21 protein-coding genes and 1 other RNA gene are annotated in these 22,271 nt (G+C 61.6%); 8 read left to right on the plus strand and 14 right to left on the minus strand.

The window, feature by feature from the left end; translation table 11 throughout:
* Positions 1-36 precede the first annotated feature (36 nt).
* Positions 37-939, plus strand: a complete 903-nt coding sequence (locus C7G61_RS15035) for a restriction endonuclease (RefSeq protein ID WP_108515367.1) — start codon at positions 37-39, stop codon at positions 937-939.
* Between the two features lie 317 nt (positions 940-1,256).
* On the opposite strand, the gene C7G61_RS15040 is transcribed toward C7G61_RS15035, so the two are convergent.
* The 10 genes from C7G61_RS15040 to C7G61_RS15085 form a co-directional block, all read right to left on the minus strand.
* Positions 1,257-2,729, minus strand: coding sequence for a Do family serine endopeptidase (locus C7G61_RS15040; RefSeq protein WP_420836761.1), 1,473 nt, complete (start codon positions 2,727-2,729; stop codon positions 1,257-1,259).
* A 321-nt stretch (positions 2,730-3,050) separates the two neighbouring features.
* Entirely contained in the window at positions 3,051-3,251 is a 201-nt protein-coding gene (locus C7G61_RS15045) for a DUF2065 domain-containing protein (protein ID WP_108515372.1), read from the minus strand.
* A gap of 96 nt (positions 3,252-3,347) precedes the next feature.
* On the minus strand, positions 3,348-4,247 hold the full coding sequence (hflC, locus tag C7G61_RS15050; RefSeq protein ID WP_108515374.1) for a protease modulator HflC: 900 nt from the start codon (positions 4,245-4,247) through the stop codon (positions 3,348-3,350).
* Positions 4,244-5,383, minus strand: coding sequence for an FtsH protease activity modulator HflK (gene hflK / locus C7G61_RS15055; RefSeq protein ID WP_108515377.1), 1,140 nt, complete (start codon positions 5,381-5,383; stop codon positions 4,244-4,246). The genes hflC and hflK overlap by 4 nt, the downstream gene beginning before the upstream one ends.
* A 184-nt stretch (positions 5,384-5,567) precedes the next feature.
* Positions 5,568-6,080, minus strand: coding sequence for a dihydrofolate reductase (locus tag C7G61_RS15060; protein ID WP_108515378.1), 513 nt, complete (start codon positions 6,078-6,080; stop codon positions 5,568-5,570).
* Complete coding sequence (locus tag C7G61_RS15065) at positions 6,080-6,565, minus strand: GNAT family N-acetyltransferase (protein WP_108515381.1); 486 nt, start codon at positions 6,563-6,565, stop codon at positions 6,080-6,082. Before C7G61_RS15065 ends, C7G61_RS15060 begins: the two co-directional genes overlap by 1 nt.
* Positions 6,566-6,587: 22 nt before the next feature.
* On the minus strand, positions 6,588-7,382 hold the full coding sequence (locus C7G61_RS15070; RefSeq protein WP_108515384.1) for a thymidylate synthase: 795 nt from the start codon (positions 7,380-7,382) through the stop codon (positions 6,588-6,590).
* A gap of 174 nt (positions 7,383-7,556) precedes the next feature.
* Entirely contained in the window at positions 7,557-8,540 is a 984-nt protein-coding gene (locus C7G61_RS15075) for a tripartite tricarboxylate transporter substrate binding protein BugD (protein WP_108515386.1), read from the minus strand.
* Positions 8,541-8,654: 114 nt separating this feature from the next.
* The gene (locus C7G61_RS15080; RefSeq protein ID WP_108515388.1) at positions 8,655-10,220 is read right to left on the minus strand and encodes a tripartite tricarboxylate transporter permease; all 1,566 of its coding nucleotides are present in this window, start codon (positions 10,218-10,220) and stop codon (positions 8,655-8,657) included.
* A gap of 7 nt (positions 10,221-10,227) precedes the next feature.
* Positions 10,228-10,728 carry a tripartite tricarboxylate transporter TctB family protein gene (locus tag C7G61_RS15085; RefSeq protein ID WP_108515391.1) on the minus strand — a complete coding sequence of 167 codons (501 nt, stop codon included), beginning with the start codon at positions 10,726-10,728 and terminating at the stop codon, positions 10,228-10,230.
* 389 nt (positions 10,729-11,117) lie between these two features.
* On the opposite strand from C7G61_RS15085, the gene ssrA reads away from it, so the two are divergent.
* The 5 genes from ssrA (at position 11,118) to C7G61_RS15110 (ending at position 14,370) form a co-directional block, all read left to right on the plus strand.
* Positions 11,118-11,484: a transfer-messenger RNA gene (gene ssrA / locus C7G61_RS15090) on the plus strand.
* 157 nt (positions 11,485-11,641) lie between these two features.
* Positions 11,642-12,157, plus strand: coding sequence for an SspB family protein (locus tag C7G61_RS15095; protein WP_108515394.1), 516 nt, complete (start codon positions 11,642-11,644; stop codon positions 12,155-12,157).
* Between the two features lie 71 nt (positions 12,158-12,228).
* Positions 12,229-13,644: a class II fumarate hydratase gene (gene fumC / locus C7G61_RS15100; RefSeq protein WP_108515397.1), complete on the plus strand. Its 1,416-nt coding sequence runs from the start codon at positions 12,229-12,231 to the stop codon at positions 13,642-13,644.
* A 283-nt stretch (positions 13,645-13,927) separates the two neighbouring features.
* A complete protein-coding gene (locus C7G61_RS15105; protein WP_108515709.1) occupies positions 13,928-14,116 on the plus strand; it encodes a DUF4169 family protein in 189 nt (62 codons plus the stop codon).
* A complete protein-coding gene (locus tag C7G61_RS15110) occupies positions 14,113-14,370 on the plus strand; it encodes a ribbon-helix-helix domain-containing protein (RefSeq protein ID WP_108515399.1) in 258 nt (85 codons plus the stop codon). Before C7G61_RS15105 ends, C7G61_RS15110 begins: the two co-directional genes overlap by 4 nt.
* 57 nt (positions 14,371-14,427) lie before the next feature.
* Here C7G61_RS15110 and C7G61_RS15115 read toward each other — a convergent pair whose 3' ends face one another.
* On the minus strand, positions 14,428-15,018 hold the full coding sequence (locus C7G61_RS15115) for a tetratricopeptide repeat protein (protein ID WP_108515401.1): 591 nt from the start codon (positions 15,016-15,018) through the stop codon (positions 14,428-14,430).
* A 309-nt stretch (positions 15,019-15,327) separates the two neighbouring features.
* On the opposite strand from C7G61_RS15115, the gene C7G61_RS15120 reads away from it, so the two are divergent.
* Positions 15,328-16,917: an ABC-F family ATP-binding cassette domain-containing protein gene (locus C7G61_RS15120; RefSeq protein WP_108515403.1), complete on the plus strand. Its 1,590-nt coding sequence runs from the start codon at positions 15,328-15,330 to the stop codon at positions 16,915-16,917.
* A gap of 53 nt (positions 16,918-16,970) precedes the next feature.
* On the opposite strand, the gene C7G61_RS15125 is transcribed toward C7G61_RS15120, so the two are convergent.
* Together C7G61_RS15125 and C7G61_RS15130 are read right to left on the minus strand one after the other, a co-directional pair.
* Positions 16,971-17,216, minus strand: coding sequence for a hypothetical protein (locus C7G61_RS15125; RefSeq protein WP_108515406.1), 246 nt, complete (start codon positions 17,214-17,216; stop codon positions 16,971-16,973).
* A gap of 52 nt (positions 17,217-17,268) precedes the next feature.
* Positions 17,269-18,648 (minus strand): OpgC domain-containing protein, encoded by a 1,380-nt coding sequence (locus C7G61_RS15130; RefSeq protein WP_108515408.1) that lies wholly within the window; start codon positions 18,646-18,648, stop codon positions 17,269-17,271.
* A gap of 586 nt (positions 18,649-19,234) precedes the next feature.
* Here C7G61_RS15130 and C7G61_RS15135 point away from each other — a divergent pair.
* Complete coding sequence (locus C7G61_RS15135; protein ID WP_108515411.1) at positions 19,235-19,897, plus strand: response regulator transcription factor; 663 nt, start codon at positions 19,235-19,237, stop codon at positions 19,895-19,897.
* A gap of 25 nt (positions 19,898-19,922) precedes the next feature.
* Here the strand turns inward: C7G61_RS15135 and C7G61_RS15140 are convergent, their stop codons facing one another.
* Entirely contained in the window at positions 19,923-22,013 is a 2,091-nt protein-coding gene (locus C7G61_RS15140) for an MASE1 domain-containing protein (protein ID WP_190241831.1), read from the minus strand.
* Between the last annotated feature and the right edge of the window lie 258 nt (positions 22,014-22,271).

The raw sequence follows: 22,271 nt of genomic DNA on the forward strand, positions 1-22,271 counted from the left end.
GTAGCTTGCTACGAATGAGCATCTTAAGGGGTCGCAATGAGCCAACCTAAGACGGTTGATCGTGGCGTTTCATTCATCAAATTCGTGCTTGGACTTCTAAGGGCTCACCCGGACGGCATGCGCCCACGCGACATCTACGCGGAGATCGAATCAAAGCTGCCCTTGGATGATTTCGACAAGGAGACGATGAAGGGATCGGGGCTGCCGCGGTGGCGAGCCGCCCTGCATTTCCACTCTGTCGCTGCGACGAAGGCTGTATTGCTCGTCAAGTCGGACGGACGATGGCGTGTGACCGACGAAGGCCAGAAGTTCGTGACGCTGCCGGATTACGAACTCAAGCGGCTGATGCGATCCCGCTACCGCGAATGGCGCTGGAGCCACCCGAAGGGCAAGCCGGACGCCGGAATTGCAAACGCTGCCGACGAAACGGCGCCACTCGACACTTCGGTTTTGTTCGAAGATGCCAAGGAGAAGGCGCGCGAAGAAATCGACACCTATCTCGACACCCTCTCGGGCTACGAATTTCAGAACCTCGTGGCGGCCTTGCTTGAAGGGATGGGATACGCCACCAGCACCGTTTCAAAACCAGGCTCGGATGGAGGAACGGATATCCTTGCCTATATCGATCCGCTGGGCGCGCAGACGCCGCATATCCGCGTTCAAGTAAAGCATCGAGACCAGACAGCTTCGCGTGAAGATGTCGCGGCACTTCGAGGCATCATTCGGGGCGATCGGGAAATTGGCCTGTTTGTTTCTTCCGGCGGCTTCTCACGGGAGGCGCGTCGCGAAGCAGGCCACGGCGCCGTTCACATCGAACTGGTCGACCTCGACCGCTTTCTTGAACTATGGCTACAGCACTACAGCAAGATACCTGAAGTCAAGCGATCGAAGCTTCGCCTTGAGCCAATCCACTTTCTGGCCGTGGTCTCGCTGACGTGAGCCATTTTGAGTATCGCTACCGAAGAACTTGCGGTGACGCTGGCCGGCGGACGTATGGATCGACGACGGCTATCTCACGGCGTTGCTGTATGCGCAAGGTATCGGCGCGAGGAGTTTGTGGGGGATTAAGACTCTACGTCGTCCCTGCGAACGCAGGGACCCATACCGCGTTGTCCTGTCGATAAGAGCACGATGGCTGACGTCTTCCAAAACAATTGGTGCCGCGGCGTATGGGTCCCTGCGCCCGTGCGCAATTGCGCACTAGGCAGGGACGACATTGTCGTTTGGAGCGGCCAGCCCGGTTACGTCGACTCTAACTACTGCACGCTCAGCGCCACGAACCTCAATTCGCCTTCGCCGTTCGAGACCAGCAGCAGCACCGACTTCTTGCCGTCCTTCTTGAGCTGATCGACGCGCTTCTTGATGTCGGCCGCGTTGCCGACCGCTTCCTGCGCCACCTCGACGATGACGTCGCCGGCCGACAGCCGCTTTTCGGCGGCATCGGAACCGTTGTCGACGCCGGTGACGATCACGCCCTTGACGCTGTCCTTGATCTTGTACTTGGTGCGCAGGTCCTTGCTCAGCGCGGCGAGATCGAGGCCGAGCGCCTTTTGCGTCACGGGCTTTTCGACGGGGTCTTCCTTGGTCTTGGCGGCGGCCTGCTGCACCTTTTCGGTATCCTCGAGGCGCCCGAGGGTGACCTTGCGGCTTTCCTCCTTGCCCTTGCGGATGATGACCACGTCGACTTCCTTGCCGACGGCGGTGTCGGCGACGACGCGCGAGAGATCCTTCGGATCCTTGACATCCTTGCCGTCGAACTTGACGACGACGTCACCGGGCTCGATGCCGGCCGGCTTGGCCGGCCCCTTGTCGTCGATGCCGGCGACCAGCGCGCCGCGGGCGGGCTTGATGTTGAGGCTTTCGGCGATCTCCTCGGTGACCTGCTGAATCCGCACGCCGAGCCAGCCGCGGCGCAGTTCGCCGAACTGCCGGAGCTGATCGACCACGCCCGCCACCGTCTTCGAGGGCACCGCGAAGCCGAGGCCGATCGAGCCGCCGGTCGGCGAGATGATCAGCGTATTGACACCGATCACTTCGCCTTCGAGGTTGAACAGCGGCCCGCCGGAATTGCCGCGATTGATGGAGGCGTCGGTCTGGATGTAGCTGTCATACGGCCCCTGGCTGATGTCGCGGTTGCGCGCCGACACGATGCCGGCCGTGACCGAGCCGCCGAGGCTGAACGGATTGCCGATCGCGATCACCCATTCGCCGAGCCGCAGCTTGTCGGAATCGCCGAACTTCACCGCGTTCACCGGCTTCACCGGCTTGAACTTCAGCACGGCGATGTCGGTCTTCTTGTCGACGCCGACCAGTTCGGCCTTGATCTTGGTGCCGTCGTTCATGATCACGTTGATCTCGTCGGCGTCCGCGATGACGTGATTGTTGGTGACGACGACGCCTGCGGCATCGATGATGAAACCGGAGCCGAGCGAATTGGTCTTGCGGCGCTGCAACTCACCGCTCTTGTCGCCGTCCTTGGGAGCAGCGCCGCCGCGACGGTTCTTGAAGAAATCGTCGAAGAACTCTTCGAACGGCGAGCCCGGCGGCAATTGCGGCATCGCTTCCCTGTTGTTGCCGCCGCCTTTGGCCTCGACGTTCTGCGAGGTCGAGATATTGACGACGGAGTCGATCACCTTTTCGGCAATGTCAGCGATGCCGTCCGGCCCGCGCGCGCTAGCCGGCACCGACGCCAGCAAGCTGGCGGCACTGAGCGAGATCGCAATCCCCATCAGGCACAGGCGGCGGCTCAAGGCGGGTCTGGCACCGGTCATGTCGGCTTGTCTCCAAGGGGGTGGATTCGGGCCCACAGTGCGCCCGAACGGGTCCGAGGCGCAAGCATCTCGCCTGATATTCCGCCGGAAAACCGGCCCCAGGCGGCTCACGATTGCGTTGACGCCACAGCTAGTTGCGGGCCGTTTATTGCCGTCATTCCGGGGCGCGAAGTCAAACTAGATGTGCAATTGCACATCTTGGAATCTTTGGGTTCCCCGGTGTGCACTTGCACACCTGAGGGCTGGTCCTCCGGAACACCCCGGAATGACGGTGAACGTCTACCGCCGCACGAACCAGATCAGCACCAGACCCACGACCGCCGAGACGATGCCGACGATCCGCAGGACATTATCCGGCGTTGCCAGCGCGCTCTTCATCGCCCGGCGCATCCAGGCCGGACTGGCGGCGAACATCAGGCCTTCGAGCACAAAGAGGATGCCCACACCGATGAGGAAGTCGGTGAACGCTATGGACCTCATCGGAAAACAACCCCCCGCTATTCAAGCGTCTTTTGCTTTTATGCCGGCGAAGCGGGCCCCGCTTCGCCGTAACGCGTGTATCCGGCCCGGACGTTCTTAAGGCTTCGGCGCCGCGGCCGCCGGCGGATGGCCCGACGGATTGGCGAAGAAGCGGAAGAACTCGGAATCCGGCCGCAGCAGGAAACGGGTGTCGTTGGAACGGAGCCCGGTCTCGTAGGCCGACATCGAGCGGTAGAAGGCGAAGAATTCCGGATCCCTGCCATAGGCCTCGGCGAACAGCCGGTTGCGTTCGGCGTCGCCCACGCCGCGGGTCTGCTCGGCGGTCGAATTGGCATCGGCGACGATGACGACCGCTTCGCGATCGGCCTTCGAACGGATCTCCTGCGCCTTCTGGCCGCCTTGGGCGCGGAATTCCTGGGCCTCGCGCTCACGTTCGGTCTGCATGCGCTTGTAGACCGCCTGGCTGTTCTGTTCCGGCAGATCGGCGCGGCGGATACGCACGTCGACCACCTGGATGCCGTACTGATCGGCCTCCCGGTCGAGCTGCTCGCGGATGCGCGTCATCAGGCCCTCGCGTTCGTCGCGCACCACATTGATGAAGCTGACCTCGCCCAGCACGCGGCGCAGCGCCGCGTTCAAGAGCGTGGTGAGCTGGATGTTGGCGGCCTGGATCGAGCCGATGCTCTGATAGAAGCGCAACGGGTTCTTGATCCGGTAGCGGGCGAAGGCGTCGACAACGAGCCGCTTCTGGTCGGAAGCGATGACTTCCTGCGACGGATTTTCCAGATCGAGGATGCGCTTGTCGATGCTGATGACGGTGTCGATGAACGGCGCCTTGAAGTTAAGGCCCGGCTCCGACACGACGTCGACCGGCCGGCCGAGCCGGACAACGAGCGCCTGTTCGGTCTGCGACACCGTGAAGATCGAGCTGTAGACCACGATCACCGCGAGAAACAGCAGGATCAGGGTGACAATACCTGTAACGGGAGACCTCATCGGGTGCCTCCGGTCTGCTGCTGGCCAGCCGTCGGCGCCGGACGGCGCGGCGTCAATTCGCTGAGCGGCAGATACGGCACGAGGCTCTGTGCCGAGTTGCCGCCGTCATAGACCAGCTTCTCGGACCCGCCGAGAATCCGCTCCATCGTCTCCAGGTAAATTCGCTGCCGCGTCACGTCAGGCGCCTTCTTGTACTCGTCGTAGACTTTCGTGAAGCGCGAGCTCTGGCCCTTGGCCTCGGCGACCGCCTGTTCCTTGTAACCTTCGGCGACCTGCAGGATCTGCGCGGCGCGTCCGCGCGCGTCGGGGACGACGCGGTTGGCATAGCTCTGCGCCTCGTTCTGCAGCCGCTCGAAGTCGGCACGCGCGGCCTGCACGTCGCGGAACGCGTCGATGACCTGCGCGGGCGGGTCGACCTTCTGCATCTGTACCTGCGTGATCTGGATCCCGGAGCCGTAGGTGTCGAGCGTCCTCTGCATCAATTCCTGCACGCCCTGCTCGTTCGTGGTGCGGGCGCCGGTGAGGATCGGCTGAATCAAGGAGCGGCCGATCACCTCGCGCATCGCGCTTTCGGCCACTGCCTTCACGGTGCCTTCGGGGTTTTGGATGTTGAACAGGAAATTGCCGACGCCGTCGGGCTTGATCCGCCACAACACGGTGAAGTCGACGTCGACGATGTTTTCGTCGCCGGTCAGCATCAGGCTTTCTTCCGGCACGTCCCGCATGGTGCGGCCGCGCCGCGCCGGATCGTCGATCAGCGACATGCCGATCGAGAGGGTGGAGACGCGCAACGCCTTCGGAAGCAGCACGGTCTCGATCGGATAGGGCAGATGATAGTTCAGGCCGGGCTGCACGGTGCGCACGTGCTTGCCGAAGCGCAGCACGACGCCGAGTTCTTCCGACTGCACGCGGAAGAATCCGGACAACCCCCAGATCGCCAGCGCGCCAACCAGCACCAGCGCGATGCCCATGCCGCTGAAATGCCCGCCGGGCAGAAGCTGCTGCAGCTTGTCCTGGCCGCGCCGCAGGAGGTCCTCCAGATCGGGGGGCCTTGGCCCGACCGATTGCGGACCGCCGCCCCATGGTCCTTTGGGACCCTGGCCCCAGGGGCCCCCGCCTTGATTCTTCCACGGCATATAAACTCTCCTCTGCGGGTGGCCGGGGTCCGCCTGTGGGGCAGGATGCCTTAAGCCTCGCATATCCGCCCGGCTTTATAGGGGACCGCTAGGTCCCTTACAACGCAAGCTTACTGCTCGAAGCAGCTATGCCTGACGCCATAATTGTCAATGGAAACATTGGTTAGCGAGGTTAACGCGACGATTAGCGCTTCCCGCGCCGGCGAAATGTCACATAGGAGAAATCGGCGCTGTCGTGCGGCCCGGCCGGATTCCGCACGCGCCCCACCTCTTCCCATGCGGTTGGATCGACGGGTGGGAAACGCGTGTCGCCGTCGGGCCGGGCGTGCACCTCGGTAATCTCCAGGCGATCGGCGTCCTCCATCCACTGGGCATAGATTTCCGCGCCGCCGATCACAGCGATCTCAGTGGCGAAACGTCGCAGCGCATCGCCGGTGGCGATCGCCCTCGCATCCGCGAAGGAGTTGGCGACCACAACGCCGCCGGCGCGAAAGCCCGCGTCGCGGGTGACGACGATATTGGTCCGTCCGGGAAGCGGCCGGCCGATCGAGACGAAGGTCTTGCGCCCCATCACCACGGGCCTTCCCGTTGTCAGCGCCTTGAAGCGCGCCATGTCGGATTTCAGCCGCCACGGCATGGCGCCGCTGGCCCCGATCACGCCGTTCTCGGCGACTGCCACGATGAGAACGATTTCCATTACCGCGTCCCTTGCGCCAGCGCCGTCAGATCAGGACCGCCGACCCGGCAAATCGTCCACTCGTCCATCAGTTCGGCGCCGAGCGATTTGTAGAATTCGATCGACGGCGTGTTCCAGTCGAGCACCGACCATTGCAAACGCGACCAGCCGTTCGCCACGCATTCCCTGGCGAGACGCACCAGCAGTGCCTTGCCGATACCCTTGCCGCGCAGTGCGGGGCGAACGAACAGGTCTTCCAGATAGATCCCGGAGCGGCCGCTGAAGGTCGAGAAATTGACGAACCAGACCGCGAAGCCGGCAGGCATCCCGTCCCATTCGGCGATCTCGCAGAACAATCGCGGATTGGCGCCGAACAGCGCCGCATCGATGTCGGCCTCCGTCGCCTCCATTTCGTGAAGCAGCTTTTCGTATTCGGCGAGTTCGCGAACAAAGGACAGCACAAGTCCCGCTTCGCCCGGCCGCGCGCGGCGGATCAGAAGGGACATCAGATGCTCACACCGCTGCTGCTCATACGGCGACTTCGGCCTTGATGTGCGGGTGCGGATCGTAGCCCTCGAGCGCAAAATCCTCGTAACGGAACGCGAAGATGTCCTTCACGTCCGGATTGATCTTCATGACCGGCAATTGACGCGTCGGCCGCGTCAGTTGCAGCCGCGCCTGCTCGAGGTGGTTGGAGTAGAGATGCGTGTCGCCAAACGAGTGCACGAAATCGCCGGGCTTCAATCCCGTCACCTGCGCGACCATCATGGTCAGCAACGAATAGGACGCGATGTTGAAGGGGACGCCGAGGAACACGTCGGCCGAGCGCTGATAGAGCTGGCAGGACAGCTTGCCGTTGGCGACATAGAACTGAAACAGGCAATGACAGGGCGGCAGCGCCATCTTGTCGACGTCGGCCGGATTCCACGCGCTCACGATCAGCCGCCGCGAATCCGGGTTGCGCTTGATCATGTCGATGACGTTGGAAATCTGGTCGATGCTGCGCCCGTCCGGCGCCGGCCAGGAGCGCCACTGCGATCCGTAGACCGGCCCCAGATCGCCGTTGGCGTCGGCCCATTCATCCCAGATCGAAACGCCATTGTCCTTGAGATATTTGATGTTGGTGTCGCCGGCGAGGAACCACAGCAATTCGTGCACGATCGCCTTCAGCGGCAACCGCTTGGTCGTCAGCATCGGAAACCCGGCCGACAGGTTGAACCGCATCTGGTGACCGAAGATCGACAGCGTGCCGGTGCCGGTACGGTCGTGCTTCTCCGCGCCGTCAGAGAGAATCCGTTCGAGCAGATCGTGGTACTGGTTCATGGCTGGTGCTTCAGGCCTTTGTCAGAACGGCGAATTTAGCGGCCGGGACAGCCGATCGACACGCCGATTCGGCTTCGCACACTGATTATACCCGGAAAAATGATCATCCCGCGCGCAAACGACAAGGGGCGGAACCTGCGTCCCGCCCCTCGCCCATTGTCTTGATTGTATGGGTTAATTCACCGGCTTGAGCACCGGCGTCCACTTCGCGACTTCGCTCTTCACCAGGGTTCCCAACGCAGCCGGGGTGCGATCCGCGGCAGCCGGGATAACGCTGCCGAGATCGAGCAGGCGCTTGCGCACGCCCTCGTCATCCAGCGCCTTGACGATCGCGGCGTTCAACTTGGCAACGACGTCCGCTGGCGTTCCCTTGGGCGCAAAAATCGCGTTCCACGCTTGAGCCTGGAAGGCCGGCAGACCGGCCTCGGTGGTGGTCGGAACATTAGGCAGGGACGGATTGCGCTCCGCCGTCGCCACGGCATAGGCCTTGATCGTGCCGCCATTGATCTGCGGCACCGCGTTGACGATCTGGTCGCACATGTAATCGACCTGCCCGCCCACCAGCGCGTTCATCGCCGGACCGGTGCCGTTGAAAGGAACGCCGATCGGCTTGACCCCCAGGATCGAGTTCAACAATTCGCACGATACGTTCGAGACCGAACCGACGCCGGCATGCGCCGCGTTGACCTTGGATTCATTCGCTTTCACATAGGTGATGAATTCCTTGAGGTCCTTCGGCGGGAAATCCTTCCGCGCCAGGATCAGGATCGGCGTGCCGGCGAGCAGGCCGACCGGCTCGAAATCCTTCTCCGGATGATAGGCCAGCTTGGGATAAAGCGGCACGGAGGCCGCATGCGTTCCCATATGCCCGGTGATCAGCGTATAACCGTCATTGGCTGCCTTCGAGGCGCGCGTGGTAGCGGTGGTGCCGCCGGCGCCGACGACGTTCTCGATGATGATGGTTTGACCGAGCGTCTGCGCCATATGGCCGGTGACGATGCGCGAGATGACATCGGTCGGACCGCCAGCCGCGAACGGCACGATCATGGTGATGCTGCGTGTCGGATAGGCTTGAGCCTGCGCCTGCGCCGTAAACACAGCCAGTCCGGCAAGCGCAGCCAAGCAACCGCTCGCAAGCGAGCGACCATACCAGTTCATTTTGATTTCCTCCCGAAATATTCGTAAATGCCGGCGCTCCCGAGCCGGCATTCGCTTCTCACATCAGTTAGCCCGAAGTCGCCCAGACTTCGAGCTGCGACGCACCGACGCAGGTCAGTTTTCCGACTCCACAAACACCTCGTCGCGCTTCTTGCGCAGCGAAGGCAGTACCGCAAGCACAAGCAGGGCCGCAGCGATCGCCATCAGCACCGCCGACAACGGGCGGGTCAGGAACACTGACCAGTCGCCGCGCGAGATCAGAAGCGCCCGCCGCAGGTTCTCTTCCATCAACGGCCCGAGCACCATGCCGAGCAGCAACGGCGCCGGCTCGAAATCGTGCTTGATCAGCCAATAGCCGACCAGCCCGAACGCACCGGCAAGCATGACGTCCGTTGGGGCGTTGTTCACCGAGTAGATGCCGATGGAACAGAAAACCACGATGGCCGGGAACATCAGGCGATAAGGCACCCGCAGCAGCCGCACCCAGATTCCAACCAGCGGCAGGTTGATGATCAGCAGCATCAAGTTGCCGACCCACATCGAGGCAATCATGCCCCAAACGAGCTCCGGCTGCTTCTGCATTACCTGCGGACCCGGCACGATGCCATGAATCGTCATCGCGCCGACCATCAGCGCCATGACGGCGTTGGGTGGGATACCCAGCGTGAGCAACGGGATGAACGAGGTCTGGGCCGCGGCATTGTTGGCGCTTTCAGGCGCCGCGACGCCCTGGATCACCCCGTGGCCGAACTGCTGGGGCGTTTTCGAAATCTTCTTTTCGAGCGTGTAGGCGGCGAAGGAAGCGATTACAGCGCCACCGCCCGGCAGAATACCGAGGATCGATCCAAGCACGGTGCCGCGCAGAATCGCGGGGGCCGAATCCTTGAGGTCTTTGCGCGTCGGCATCAGTCCCGTGACTTTTTCCTGCACCAGTTTGCGATCGGTTTCACCGCCGGCATCGAGATTTCTGATGATCTCCGCAAAACCGAACAGGCCCATCGCCACCGTGGCGAAGCCAAGACCGTCGGCGAGTTCGGGAATGTTGAAAGCCATACGCGACGCACCGGTCTCGATGTCGGACCCGACCATGGACAGCAGCAGCCCGAACACGATCATCGCGATCGCCTTCAGCACCGATCCCTTTGCGAGCACAACCGCAAAGATCAGGCCGAGCACCATCAGCGAGAAATATTCGGCAGGCCCGAATGCCAGCGCGAGCTTGGTGAGTGGCGCGCCCAGCACGGCAATCAGAACGGTCGCAACACAGCCGGCGAAGAACGACCCGATCGCAGCGATCGCGAGCGCCGGACCGGCGCGGCCCCGTTTGGCCATCTGGAAGCCGTCCAGCGCGGTGACTACAGACCCGGCCTCACCGGGGATGTTGACCAGGATCGACGTGGTCGAGCCGCCGTACTGCGCACCGTAATAGATGCCGGCCAGCATGATCAGCGCGCCAACCGGCGGCAGGCCGAAGGTGATCGGAAGCAGCATGGCCACGGTGGCGATGGTGCCGATGCCCGGCAGCACGCCGACCAGCGTGCCGACCAGCGCGCCGATCAGACACAGCAGAATGTTGACGGGAATCGGAATCGAAGCCCCGCCCAGAAAGGCGGGCGTCCACTGTACGAACTGGAAAACGACACCGAAGCCGAGCCCAAGATTTGAGAAGATATCTCCCATCGTACCCTCAACGTATCAGGAAAGTCGGCAGCAGCTGCAAAGGCAGACCGAGCGCGTACGGAAACAGCAGGGCGCAAAACGCCGTCAGGCAGGCGCCGACGATCAGCGTTTCCGTCCACCGGGTTTCTGGCGTTCCGCATGCCGCGATGACGAAGCTTGCCATGGCCGCGAAGATCATTCCCATCGGCCGGATCGTGAAGGCAAACGACAGGATCGCCAGCGACACAAACAGAGGACCCCGCCAGTGGTATTTCGCGAGGTGAGCGCCTTCGGTGAAAACGCCGACGAGGGCGATGGCAGCGCCCAGACCCAGCAGCAGAAATCCGAACATCCGGGGCGCCGTGCCGGCACCGAACGAAAATCCGCGCATGCCCTGCAGGTCGCTCGACGCCCAAAGGGCGAACAGGGCGATGGCAATCAGCGCAAGGCCGCCGATAAAATCCTGCGGGCCGCGGACCCATTTTGGCAAGATAGATTCAACCGGCGTATGGCCCGGCGTGGCGTTCATGGATACTCCTCCCCCAAAGCGGGCTTCGAGCCCGTTGCTTGGATAACCTGGATGCTTGTCCCGGAAACTTGCTAGCGAGTTTCCTCAGACAACGCCAGCAAAACCCAAAACGCTTCCGAGCCGAATGGCAAATGAAATGCAAAGCTTGCAATCAGGCCCAGCAACGGGGCCGCAGATCGCAACCTTCGATTGGTGCACCGCAGCCCCCTAGCGATTGGCGATCGGCCGCGCGATCCGCGCGGCCGGCTGGCGAAAATTCATGCAGCGCCGGGACGCGCGATCGGCACCCGTCGCACTTCAGGAACGGTCGAATCCGTGGCAAAACCGCAACTGACCGACATCAAACCGAAAGTATTACCTCGCGTTCCCCTCTTGTTCAGCGCCTTCGCCCCCTGTTTTTCTCCAAATTTGCGCCCTATATTGGGGGTGCCGGTTCGCCGGCTATGGAAATAAATGACCGTCGCAATAAACCATTCGGACCCGGGGGCAGTACCCGGCGCCTCCACCCAAGCCCACCCTTGCCTACCTTGCAGCATGGGTTTCGGCGGGGGCGAACCAGGATCGACGAGGGCGTAAAGGGCGAGTTTTTTCTCGGTATGGTTCCGCCGTTATCGGGCTATGCAATAGTTGCAAACGACAACTATGCTCCGGTTGCTCAGGCTGCGTAACGCAGTTTGAAAGACCAAGTCTAAAGTCCTGGTGGGTTAAGCTCCGCTAGGCGGGGTTCGGAGGCACCTGGCAACAGAAGCCTCCACTTTATTCTTTTTATTTCCGGCCGACGACGCCGTTCTGCCGCAAATTCGCTCCGTCACGCCTGCTGACCTGCGGCTCCCGCCGGGGTAGCATGGCGCAAAGGGGCGAGTCGGGGGACCGGCGGCCATCCAACGTAACAGGACGACCATACAGGACGACCATGGCGACCGATCACATCCGTTATGACGTGCTGGCGCGCGACGCGCTGCGCGGGGTCCTGCGCCGCGTGCTCACCGACGCCGCCGAACACGGCCTGCCGGGCGAGCACCATTTCTTCATCACCTTCCTGTCCACCGCCGACGGCGTGAAGCTGTCGCCGCGGCTGCTCGCGCAATACCCGGAAGAGATGACGATCATCCTGCAGCATCAGTTCTGGGACCTGGTGGTGACGGAGGATCGTTTCGAGGTCGGCCTGTCGTTCGGCGGCATCCCCGAGCGGCTGGTGGTTCCGTTCGCGGCGATCAAGAGCTTCCTCGATCCTTCGGTGCAGTTCGGCCTGCAATTCGAGCCGTCGGAGACGGCGGCCGAGGCGCCGGCGGCGAAGCTGCCGGCTGTCCCCGCTCCGTCCGCCCTGCCCGTCGCCGCGCCGGAGCCCGCCGCGGAAAGCAAGGACGAGCCGGTGAAGACGAGCGAAGGCGCTGAAGTGGTTCGGCTGGATCGTTTCCGCAAGAAATAATCTAAGCGCGAGAAATCGGCTACGCTGTAGTGTAAACGTTCCGCCACTTCACGGCGCAACGGACATGACGCATGGCCCGCACAGAAACATCTGGAAACAAATCCACCCGCAGTGAGACCGACAGCTTCGGTCCGATCGATGTTCCCGCCGATCGTTATTGGGGCGCGCAAACCGAGCGCTCGCGACAGAATTTCAAGATCGGCCAGGACCGCATGCCGATCGCGATCGTCCATGCGCTCGGCATCGTCAAACTCGCCGCCGCCCAAACCAACCGGGAACTCGGATTGCTCGATGCGCGCCGCGCCGGCGCCATCATCCGTGCCGCACGCGAGGTGATCGAAGGCAAGCTTGACGATCACTTTCCTTTGGTCGTCTGGCAGACCGGCTCCGGCACCCAGACCAACATGAACCTCAACGAGGTGATCGCCAACCGCGCCAACCAGATGCTGGGCGGCGAACTCGGCGCCAAGAAACCGGTTCATCCCAACGATCACGTCAACATGAGTCAGTCGTCGAACGATTCATTTCCGACGGCGATGCATATCGCTGCCGCCGGACGCATCATCGCCGACCTGATTCCGGCGCTCGACGAACTGCATCGCGAATTGCGCAAGAAGGAAAAGGCCTTCGCAAAAATCGTCAAGATCGGGCGAACCCACACCCAGGACGCAACGCCATTGACGCTGGGACAGGAATTCTCGGGCTACGCCGCGCAGGTCGAAAGCGGCATGGCGCGGCTGCGCATCGCGGTGAAGGAATTGTTCCCGCTGGCGCAGGGCGGAACGGCTGTCGGCACCGGCCTCAACTCGAAACCGAGATTTGCAAAACTGTTTGCCAGGCACGTCGCGAAAATCACACGACAGCCCTTCACCAGCGCGCCCAACAAATTCGAGGCGCTGGCTTCCAACGACGCTTATGTCATGGTGCATGGCGCGATCAACTCAGCCGCGACCGGCCTGTTCAAGATCGCCAACGACATTCGCCTGCTGGGCTCGGGCCCGCGTTCCGGTCTGGGCGAATTGATCCTGCCGGAAAACGAACCGGGCTCGTCGATCATGCCCGGCAAGGTCAACCCGACCCAGTGCGAAGCGATGACCATGGTCTGCTGTCAGGTGTTCGGTAACCAGACAACCGTCACCGTTGCCGGGAGCCAGGGGCATTTCGAATTGAATGTTTACAAGCCCGTGTTGGCATATTGTATGATGCATTCCATTCAACTGCTGTCGGACGCGACGCGTTCGTTCACCGAACATTGCGTGGTGGGCATACGCGCCGACGAAAAGCGAATTCGCGAATTGATGGAGCGCTCGCTGATGCTGGTCACCGCGCTGGCTCCCAAGATCGGATACGACAACGCGGCGAAGGTCGCCAAATCGGCGCATGCGCGCGGAACAACATTGAAGGAAGAGGCTGTGCGCCTCGGCCTTGTCAACGACGCCGAATTCGAACGCCTGGTGCAGCCGGACAAAATGACACACCCGGGCTGATCGCCGCGGCGGCGCCCCCCCCCGGGAAACTACGGGGTGAGAGATATAAATATTATGGATCATTGCTGAAGAATGAGGTTGATCATCTATCGCGGTTGCGTTGACGCATGGTAGGAGCAAGCATTGTTCGGTTTTCGCAGAGCGAAATATATTTTTTGGTGCTATCAAAGAGCACCACACGGGGATTCTGAATGACGGTCGAGTTTGCTCGCGCGCCGCGCGAAAATATTTGCTTAAGTCATCGATCATCACGCCTTCGAGTCGCCGGATGATGGAAGCGCACATGGCAGACGTGATCAACCTGAAGCGGTTCAAGAAGCGCAGCGAGCGGGAACAATCGGCGAAGCAAGCCGATGCCAACCGCGCACGGTTCGGCCGCACCAAGGCCGAACGCTCTCTCAACGAACGTCGCAAGGATCGCGCCGGCGATCTCTTGGATCAGCACAAGCTCGATGACGGAGACGCATCATGAAGTCACCTGTCGTCAAGCGCTCGATCGTGGTCGCCGGCCACAAGACCAGCGTCAGCCTCGAAGAGGCTTTCTGGAACGGCATGAAGGAAATCTCGGGCCTGCGGAACATGACGCTGTCCGAACTGGTCGGCGAGATCGACAGCAATCGCCAGCAGGGCAATCTGTCCTCGGCGATCCGTCTCTTCGTGCTCGACTATTTCCGCACCCGCGCCCTGCCGCCTGCCGCGCCGGACGCGCCGCGGCCACAGGCTTAAGGCTTCGATCAGGGCGAGCGCGTCAGAAGGCGCGCCCACCCAGCTCGATCGCAACGCTCAATAAACGAGTCCGGTGCCAGGCGGCTTTTCGAGCGCTGCGGCCAACGACCGGTACTCCTCGCAGCCGGTGCCGCAGATCGCCGCGATACGGCCGAGATGATACGACGCCTGGTCGCGATTGCCCTGCTCGATCTGCCACAGGCCGTAATACTGCCAGGTCAGCACGTGGTTCGGGTCCGCCTTCAGCGCGCGCTCGTACCAGGTCTGCGACAGCTTGTAATCGCCGAGCTTGCGATAGGAATAGCCGATCAGGTTGGCGACGCCGGCGTTGTCGTCGTGGCCGAGCACCTTGAGCTGATCGATGGCGGCAGCATAATCGTTGCGCTCGTAGATCGTCGCGTGAGCCGCACGGTATCCCTCCCGGAAGGCGGCATCGTCGGCGCTCGACTGTTTGGTGGGCTTCTTCTTGGATTTGGAGCTCGACCTGGGAGCGGACCTGGTATCCGGCGGCGGCGGGCTGGCCGAAGGCGGATCACCGCCGCCTCCGCCTCCGCCGCCCGCCGCAAAGGCCGGAACGGATGGCGGCGATGCGATCAGAGCCACCGAAAACAGTGCCAGCGTTGCGAGCTTGATAGCTGATTTCAACATGCGAACCCTCCGGTTTTCCAGCGTGAGCGAATCCATGGTCCAGCCGCAGGTACAGACCCCGCCGGGCGGCAAGTATTCCGCCTGCCGCGCAGAGGCGCTGCGCGTTGCGGCAGGCTGGACGAATGACGGCAATGTATCTAATTGATTGGCCGTTGCGGTTCCCTGCCTAACTGGCGGGCGGAACCCGACGACCGACGGAAGACGACGACCAACGGAAGAAGACCCGTCACAGAGAAAGCCTGGAGAGAGAAATGGACATCGCAAAGCTGACCGCGCCTCGCGACCTCAGTCCATTTTCGGAAGCTCTCCATGCCTGCCTTTCTCGTTCTGGATTCCATCTCCCTCGCCACGCCTGACGGACGCCCGCTGTTCGATGGATTGACGCTTGCCATCGGGCGCGAGCGCACCGGCCTTGTCGGCCGCAACGGCTGCGGCAAATCCACATTGCTTCGCCTGATCGCGGGCGAGATCGAACCTGCGGGCGGATCGCTGCAACGCATCGGCTCGATCGGCATGCTCGCGCAGCTGACCGATGAACGGCTGACGGTCGACCGAGCGCTCGGCGTCGCCGACGATCTTGCCCGCCTGCGCCGGCTCGAACGCGGCGAAGGATCGCTTCAAGAATCGCTTGATGACGCAACCGAAGCGGACTGGACGCTGGAAGCGAGGATACAGGCGGCGCTGGTCGAAGCCGGACTGCCGTCACTGCCGCTGCATCGCCCGATCGTCTCCTTGAGCGGCGGCGAGCGAACGCGCCTCGCGCTGGCACGCCTCCTGATCGAGGCGCCGGATCTCTTACTGCTGGACGAACCCACCAACAATCTCGATGCCTGTGGCCGGCAGGCCGTGGCGCAGTTGCTCGAACGCTGGCAGGGCGGCGTCCTCATCGCCAGCCACGACCGCGCGCTGCTGGAACGCGTCGACCGCATCGTCGAGTTGACGCCGGTCGGCATCAGCATATTCGGCGGCGCGTGGTCGGACTTTGCCGAAGCGCGCGAGGCGGCCCGCGCCCGCGCCGCTGACGACCTCGAGCGCGCCTCGGATGCCCTGCGCAATACCGAACGCGCGCTGCAGAAGGCGCGGGAAAAGAAGGCGCGCCGCGACAAGGCCGGCCGCGCCTGGCGCGGCAAGGGCATAGAGGACAAAATGTTCATGGACCGCGAGAAGGAGCGCGCCGAGAACAGCGCCGCGCGCGAAAGCCAGCTCGCCGGCCGCCTGCTCGGCGAGCGCGCCGAGGCGCTGGAGATGGCCAGGGCGCAAGTCGAGATCCTGACGCCGCTTTCGATCGATCTGCCGCGCACCGATCTGCCCGGCGGGCGCCAACTCATCGCCTTCAAGGACGTGGTGATGGCCTTCGGGGAGCGCCATCTGTTCGGACCGCTGTCGTTCGACGTTCGCGGACCCGAGCGGATCGCCATCCGCGGCGCCAACGGGAGTGGCAAGACCACCCTGTTCCGCCTGATCACCGGCAAGCTGAAACCCGCGCGCGGCGATGTCCGCCGTCACACCGACCGCGTTGCCGTGCTCGATCAGCATATCGGCCTGCTCGACCCCGGGCTGAGCATTCTCGACAATCTGCGCCGCCTGAATCCGGAGCTCTCGGCCAACGCGGCCCACGCCGCGCTGGCGCGGTTTGCGTTCCGTAAGCGGGCGGCGCTGCAGATCGCGGCCACGCTCTCAGGCGGCGAGCGGCTGCGCGCGGGCCTAGCCTGCGCCTTCGCACGCCCGCAACCGCCGTTCGTCCTGCTGCTGGACGAGCCGACCAACCATCTCGATCTCGCTTCGATCGAGGAACTGGAAAATGCGCTGAAAGGATTCGACGGCGCGCTGATCGCGGTCAGCCATGACGAGGCATTTCTGCAGGCGATCGGGATCGGGCGGGAGATCGCGCTGGGCTAGGCCGTGTACTTATAAACCGGTGGTGCGAGGTACAGACGAAAAGCGACGCGAATCTACTGCGAATCTATGATTGCGAGCTTGTGACTCGGGCCATCATCGCCAGTGGAACGGGTCTCGTGTGCACGCACCGGGGTGCAGGTCGTGAGTACGAGCGCAAACCGGCTGCACTGCCAGTCAGCGCCGAGCGCGGCGCTGGTGGGTGATGTCAGGTTGACCGACAGTAATGCCGCTAGGCAGGCAAACATCACGTACGCCGCGATCAGCACCGCGCCCTTGTGGGTCTTTGGGTGGGAAATCATGGCCTAGGCTCCTACGATAATCGGAAAAATAAGGTTCCACGGTCTTTGTGGTCTAATTCACATCCTGAGCCGCATTTTTTGCCGGTGGCCCGAAGGCGTGCGCGATTGCTGGCACTGGATCAGCGCCGCAGCCGGACTCGCGCACCGGAGCAAACAGCATCTTTACTCGATTACCTCGTCGGCTCGGGCGAGCAGCGTGGGCGGAAACGCCGAGCGCCTTGGCTGTCTTGAGATTGATGACCAGTTCAAACTTGGTTGGCTGCTCGACGGGCAGGTCGGCGGGCTTCGCGTGCGGCTGCTGCCCGGGTTTGGTCTGGATCAAGTTCAGCAGCGTCGCCGCCACGATCATCACCACGACGCCACCAACACTGAGCGCGATCTGCATCATCAACCCCTCCGAGATGTCGAGCAGCGCCAGGTGGCTGGCGAGCGTCAGCAGAACGCCGAGGCAGTAGATTGGCAGCGAGTTCTGGCCACAGAGAATGGCGCCGCGCATCACCGCCGTCGTCAGCCCTCGCCAATCGCGAGGCACGAACCATACGGCCAAAACCGCAAGGGCCAAAAAATGCAGCAGTCGCAATGGATCGAGATTCGATTTGTCCGTCGGGTAAAGCAGCGTCAGCAGCGCCTGCGGGACCAGCCCTTCCAGCGGTTTGATGCTCCAGCTCAATGCGATAATGAGGCTGAACCCCAGATAGAGAACGGCAGGCACAAGTGCGGTGCGTGAGGTCACCCACGGCCGGAATCTCTTGCCCTCGATAATCCACCACGCGCCAAGCACGACGAGCAACTGCCATGCCAGTGGATTGAAGAACCAGTGGCTGTTCGGCCATGCCGGGATGGTCCAGCCGAAGACGTACACCAGTGCGTAAAGCAACAGCGACGCGCCGAGCGTTGCGTTCGGCACTCGCAGCAGCAGCCACAGCAGCGGCGCGAACAAAAGGTGATAAAGCACGAAGAGCGGCAAGACGTCGGTGTTGACCGGGCGGTATTGCAGGATCGCCGCGTGCGCGAGCGTCACGCCCGGCTGTTCAAACAGAATGCGCGTATTGCTCTTGTCGGCAAGATGGCCGCCGCCTGCGAGGTGAACCATGACGGCGCAGGCGAGCGTGAGCAGCAGAAATGCGACATAAATATCCCAGCTCCGCCACAGCGTCCGGCCGATCACGCCGGTCCAGCCCCCGCTCCGCTGTGCCTTACCGTAGGCCAGCGCGCAGGTCACGCCCGAGAGGAACATGAACACTTCCGCGGCATCGCTGAAGCCGTAGTTGCGCGGCGTCAGCCAGCTCCCGATGTTGTTGGGGGCATGGTCAAGAAAGATGCACCAGAGCGCGATGCCGCGGCAGGCATCAATGCGCAGATCGCGGCCGTAGCCTTTCAGCTCCGGCAGCGCGCCTGCCGATGGCTTCGGGGTGGCAGTTCGATCATGCATCTGGTTGCCCCGTCCGGCGCGTGAGCACGCTCTCAAGAGGGACCGAATTCAACAAAAAACATCGCCCGCGCACTGTCGGATCGTGACAACGTCGCAGTCTAGAGTTGCTTGACGCCAACCCGGGCCACGAAGGCTATTGCGAGAACGATCATATGGCGGCGCTTGGTAGAACGGCGCGGGAGGCCGTCCATTGACGATTATCCTTCAACGGCACAGCGCGTAAATCAGCCGGAGGTCCAAACAGAGAGGTCCTTAGGTCCTATGATCAAGGTATCGTACGGATCTCCGCATCAGTTTGACATTCACTGTTGCGCATAGGCAAAGGAGACTCTGAGTCCCCCGGTCTCGTGATCCCCACTCGTCTTTTCGGTGTCCTACTGTGAGGTGATTGCAATTACAGCACACAACGGCATTCGGCTCCTACCTTGAGTGCCTGACGGTGAACCGCTTATTGGGCCAACGATGGAGGACGGACGGTTTCGGGAGCCGGTCTTCCGCCAGCCTCTTCCTCGCCAAAGACCCCGAGATGGGTGTATGATTTTCCTTCAATTGGATCTCCGTACAATGGGATGACGGAGAGCTTTTCATGAAAGTTCTTATTGTCGACGATCATGCGTTGATTCGCGAGGCGTTGCAGGCTGTCCTGAAACAACTGAAGCCGGAAGCCGTCATATTTGAAGCTTCGAACAGCCGTCAGGCAATGCACATAGTCGAGGAACATCCCGACATCAGCCTCATTTTGCTTGATATCAATTTGCCTGATCGAGACGGCTTCTCTGTCCTACGCGAACTGCGAGACTACTATCCGACCATTGCTGTCATCATTCTCTCGTCCTCAAGTGATCAAGACACGGTCAAGCGCGCCTTCAAACTTGGCGCTCTGGGATTCATCCCGAAAACTACCGAACGTGAGGTCATGCTCAACGCCATCAAGTTAGTTTTCTCCGGCGGTATTTACATTCCCTCGGAAATTCTGGAGGAAACAACGTCTCCGCGGCTTACAAATCAGCTAGCGACGCGCGACTCTCTCAAGGGTCTCGGGTTGACCGATCGGCAGATTGAAGTGCTTGCGCTCCTGATGAAGGGAAAAAGCAACAAGGTCATTGCCAAGACCCTCAATATGGCGGTGCCGACAGTGAAGAACCACATCACGGTCGTTCTCAAGGCGCTCAGCGTAACGAGCCGCACCGAGGCAGTAATAAAGGTAGGAAAAATGGGCTGGGAATCGTCGCCGAAATCTGAATCATAAAGCCGCACCGACGCCTCTCCTATCGTCAATGACCCCTAAAGAGCTCGTGCATGACAGCGCGGAGCCGCATTGGGTCGACAGGCTTGTGCAGCAAAACGTATCCTCTATCCTTTGCGTCACGTAGTGGTTCAGCTGCCGTATCGCCGCTGATGAGAATAGCTGGAATTGAAGAGCCAAACGCGGCATTAATTTGCTCAATTGCTTGGATCCCGGTCTTTCCGCTAGCAAGATGATAATCCGAAATTATAAGATCGGGGCGTTGTTGGCGCTCAGCAAGTCGGATAAGTGCCGCTTCGTCGGATCCGGCGGTAAGGACGGAGTATCCCCATCTGCCAAGCAATCCGCCCGTTCCCTCCTGCACAATTGGAGCATCGGCAATAACAAGAATTACCTTGCCTTCGACCGCAAAGGCCGCTGGGTGAGGTGCGTCGACGGGCTCGGTGGACGTGACGCACTCATCGGCCATCGGAACCAGGATTGCGAAGCGCGAACCTCGGCCCACAGTCGAAGCTAAGTCGATTTGATGGTTGAGAAGCAGGCGAAGCCTGTCGACAATAGCCAAGCCGAGCCCCAGGCCGCCGTACCGGTACCGTTCTGGGGCAGCAAGTTGAAAAAACTCCCCAAAGATATTCTGCTTCTGATCCTCAGGAATGCCGGGACCGCTATCCCAGACCTCGATGCGCAACATTTCACCGCGCCGACGACAGCCGACAATGATCCCGCCGCGCAATGTATAGCGCACAGCATTGGATACCAAGTTGAGGAGTATGCGTTCGAGCAGCATGGCGTCGCTCCTCACCCAGGCGTCACTTCGCCTAACGCGTAGACGTAAGCCCCTGTCTCGCGTTGCCTGATCAAACGTCGTCTCAATTTTTTGCAACAGGCGCGCGATCGGGAATTCGGTAATTTTGGGTGTAAGGATCCCAGCATCGAGCCTGGAAATATCCAGGAGCGAATTGAACATTTCATCCATTTCTTTGCGCGTTGCATCGATCTGCTCGATCGTCTTTGTCCTTTCCCCCGATTTGAGCGGCGTGCGCAGCTGTGCAACGAACAGGCCGAGTGCATGTAGTGGTTGCCGCAAATCATGGCTTGCCATGGCAAAAAAGCGCGATTTTGCTGCATTGGCGAGCTCCAGCTGTTGCGTACGCTCTGCGACCTTCCGTTCGAGTTCGATCTGCGCGCGGCGCAGACTTTCCTCCCCCTTCTTGCGCACCTCGACGTCGGCGCTCAACAACAGGCTTGGAACGGTAATACTGATCAGGAACATCAACACCAGCAGGAATGAAACGTTCTGATCCGCGGTCGTGAAGGGGCCGCCGCCGGTGAACGTCCCCCAAATCGTGATGCCGGAAAGCACCAGCGCAACCGTTGCGGTGTCACGTGGACCGCGGCGCAGCGCCGCCCACAACATTGGCAGGATCGCAAGAAAACCCAGCGGATCTCGACCCGGCGTTTGCTCGATCACGGGGCTGAAGGCAATGAGTCCAACGGCCGCCGCTGTTGCGAGGACGCCGACCGTCTCCAAAAATTCATTGCGGCTGAAAGCACGGTAGTGACTTGACGCCCAAAGCACGATAGCGGGGGCAATGACCAGCGCGCCGGTCGCATCTCCCAGCCACCATGTGACCCAGGCGTCCGCAAAATTCGCCCGTTCGATGTACCCGGCGGTTGCCAGGCTGGTCAGCCCAATGCTGGCGCTGATCGGTGTCGCGATCACGAAGCAAATCAGAGCAAACTTCGCGACAGAATTTGGCGTCGAAAAAGTATTACATCCGCTCGACCATCGATTGATCAGGTAAGCGCCAACGACCGCTTCAAGAGAGTTACCGGTCGCAATCCCAATTGCGGTGGCAACCGAGCCGGCGGTCGTCGCATTGGCGATCACCGCTGCCGTGAAAATTGCGGGCCAAGCGCGATATCCCCACAACATCACCGCCGCCAGCGCGACACCCGTCGGTGGCCAAATTGGCGTTGCACTGGCATGAATAGAGGCGAGAGCAAGGCCGCCTTTTGCCAGGGCGAAATAGATCACTCCAATTGCGACCAGACCGCCGGCATAGCTAATGCCTCGGCGGAAATTTATCTCTGGCGTTAGTGATCGTGGATCGGACATCGTCGACGCCTAGACTAGGCAGTTGGATCGTCCACCATGACTGACTTTTTGATCTCCTTGATAAAGATCAAAGATCGCTACTGTTACTACGGACAGACTCGAGCATCTAAAGACGGGCTAAGCGACCTGCCGCTGACTCTGATAGGAATCAACGCCGCCCCCACACCCCCGGCGGCCACCGCAATTGCGCTGCATATTCGCAACTCGGGTTCGTTGAGGAAACTACCCATTTCGAGTTAGCAGAACCCGCAGCCGGGG

Source organism: Bradyrhizobium algeriense, assembly GCF_003062295.1.
In the GTDB taxonomy this organism is placed as follows: Bacteria; Pseudomonadota; Alphaproteobacteria; order Rhizobiales; family Xanthobacteraceae; genus Bradyrhizobium; species Bradyrhizobium algeriense.

Coding starts and splice junctions, on each gene's coding strand:
- C7G61_RS15035 (WP_108515367.1), top strand. CDS start 37: ATGAGCCAACCTAAGACGGTTGATCGTGGCGTTTCATTCATCAAATTC.
- C7G61_RS15040 (WP_420836761.1), bottom strand. CDS start 2,729: ATGGGGATTGCGATCTCGCTCAGTGCCGCCAGCTTGCTGGCGTCGGTG.
- C7G61_RS15045 (WP_108515372.1), bottom strand. CDS start 3,251: ATGAGGTCCATAGCGTTCACCGACTTCCTCATCGGTGTGGGCATCCTC.
- hflC (WP_108515374.1), bottom strand. CDS start 4,247: ATGAGGTCTCCCGTTACAGGTATTGTCACCCTGATCCTGCTGTTTCTC.
- hflK (WP_108515377.1), bottom strand. CDS start 5,383: ATGCCGTGGAAGAATCAAGGCGGGGGCCCCTGGGGCCAGGGTCCCAAA.
- C7G61_RS15060 (WP_108515378.1), bottom strand. CDS start 6,080: ATGGAAATCGTTCTCATCGTGGCAGTCGCCGAGAACGGCGTGATCGGG.
- C7G61_RS15065 (WP_108515381.1), bottom strand. CDS start 6,565: ATGTCCCTTCTGATCCGCCGCGCGCGGCCGGGCGAAGCGGGACTTGTG.
- C7G61_RS15070 (WP_108515384.1), bottom strand. CDS start 7,382: ATGAACCAGTACCACGATCTGCTCGAACGGATTCTCTCTGACGGCGCG.
- C7G61_RS15075 (WP_108515386.1), bottom strand. CDS start 8,540: ATGAACTGGTATGGTCGCTCGCTTGCGAGCGGTTGCTTGGCTGCGCTT.
- C7G61_RS15080 (WP_108515388.1), bottom strand. CDS start 10,220: ATGGGAGATATCTTCTCAAATCTTGGGCTCGGCTTCGGTGTCGTTTTC.
- C7G61_RS15085 (WP_108515391.1), bottom strand. CDS start 10,728: ATGAACGCCACGCCGGGCCATACGCCGGTTGAATCTATCTTGCCAAAA.
- C7G61_RS15095 (WP_108515394.1), top strand. CDS start 11,642: ATGGCGACCGATCACATCCGTTATGACGTGCTGGCGCGCGACGCGCTG.
- fumC (WP_108515397.1), top strand. CDS start 12,229: ATGGCCCGCACAGAAACATCTGGAAACAAATCCACCCGCAGTGAGACC.
- C7G61_RS15105 (WP_108515709.1), top strand. CDS start 13,928: ATGGCAGACGTGATCAACCTGAAGCGGTTCAAGAAGCGCAGCGAGCGG.
- C7G61_RS15110 (WP_108515399.1), top strand. CDS start 14,113: ATGAAGTCACCTGTCGTCAAGCGCTCGATCGTGGTCGCCGGCCACAAG.
- C7G61_RS15115 (WP_108515401.1), bottom strand. CDS start 15,018: ATGTTGAAATCAGCTATCAAGCTCGCAACGCTGGCACTGTTTTCGGTG.
- C7G61_RS15120 (WP_108515403.1), top strand. CDS start 15,328: ATGCCTGCCTTTCTCGTTCTGGATTCCATCTCCCTCGCCACGCCTGAC.
- C7G61_RS15125 (WP_108515406.1), bottom strand. CDS start 17,216: ATGATTTCCCACCCAAAGACCCACAAGGGCGCGGTGCTGATCGCGGCG.
- C7G61_RS15130 (WP_108515408.1), bottom strand. CDS start 18,648: ATGCATGATCGAACTGCCACCCCGAAGCCATCGGCAGGCGCGCTGCCG.
- C7G61_RS15135 (WP_108515411.1), top strand. CDS start 19,235: ATGAAAGTTCTTATTGTCGACGATCATGCGTTGATTCGCGAGGCGTTG.
- C7G61_RS15140 (WP_190241831.1), bottom strand. CDS start 22,013: ATGTCCGATCCACGATCACTAACGCCAGAGATAAATTTCCGCCGAGGC.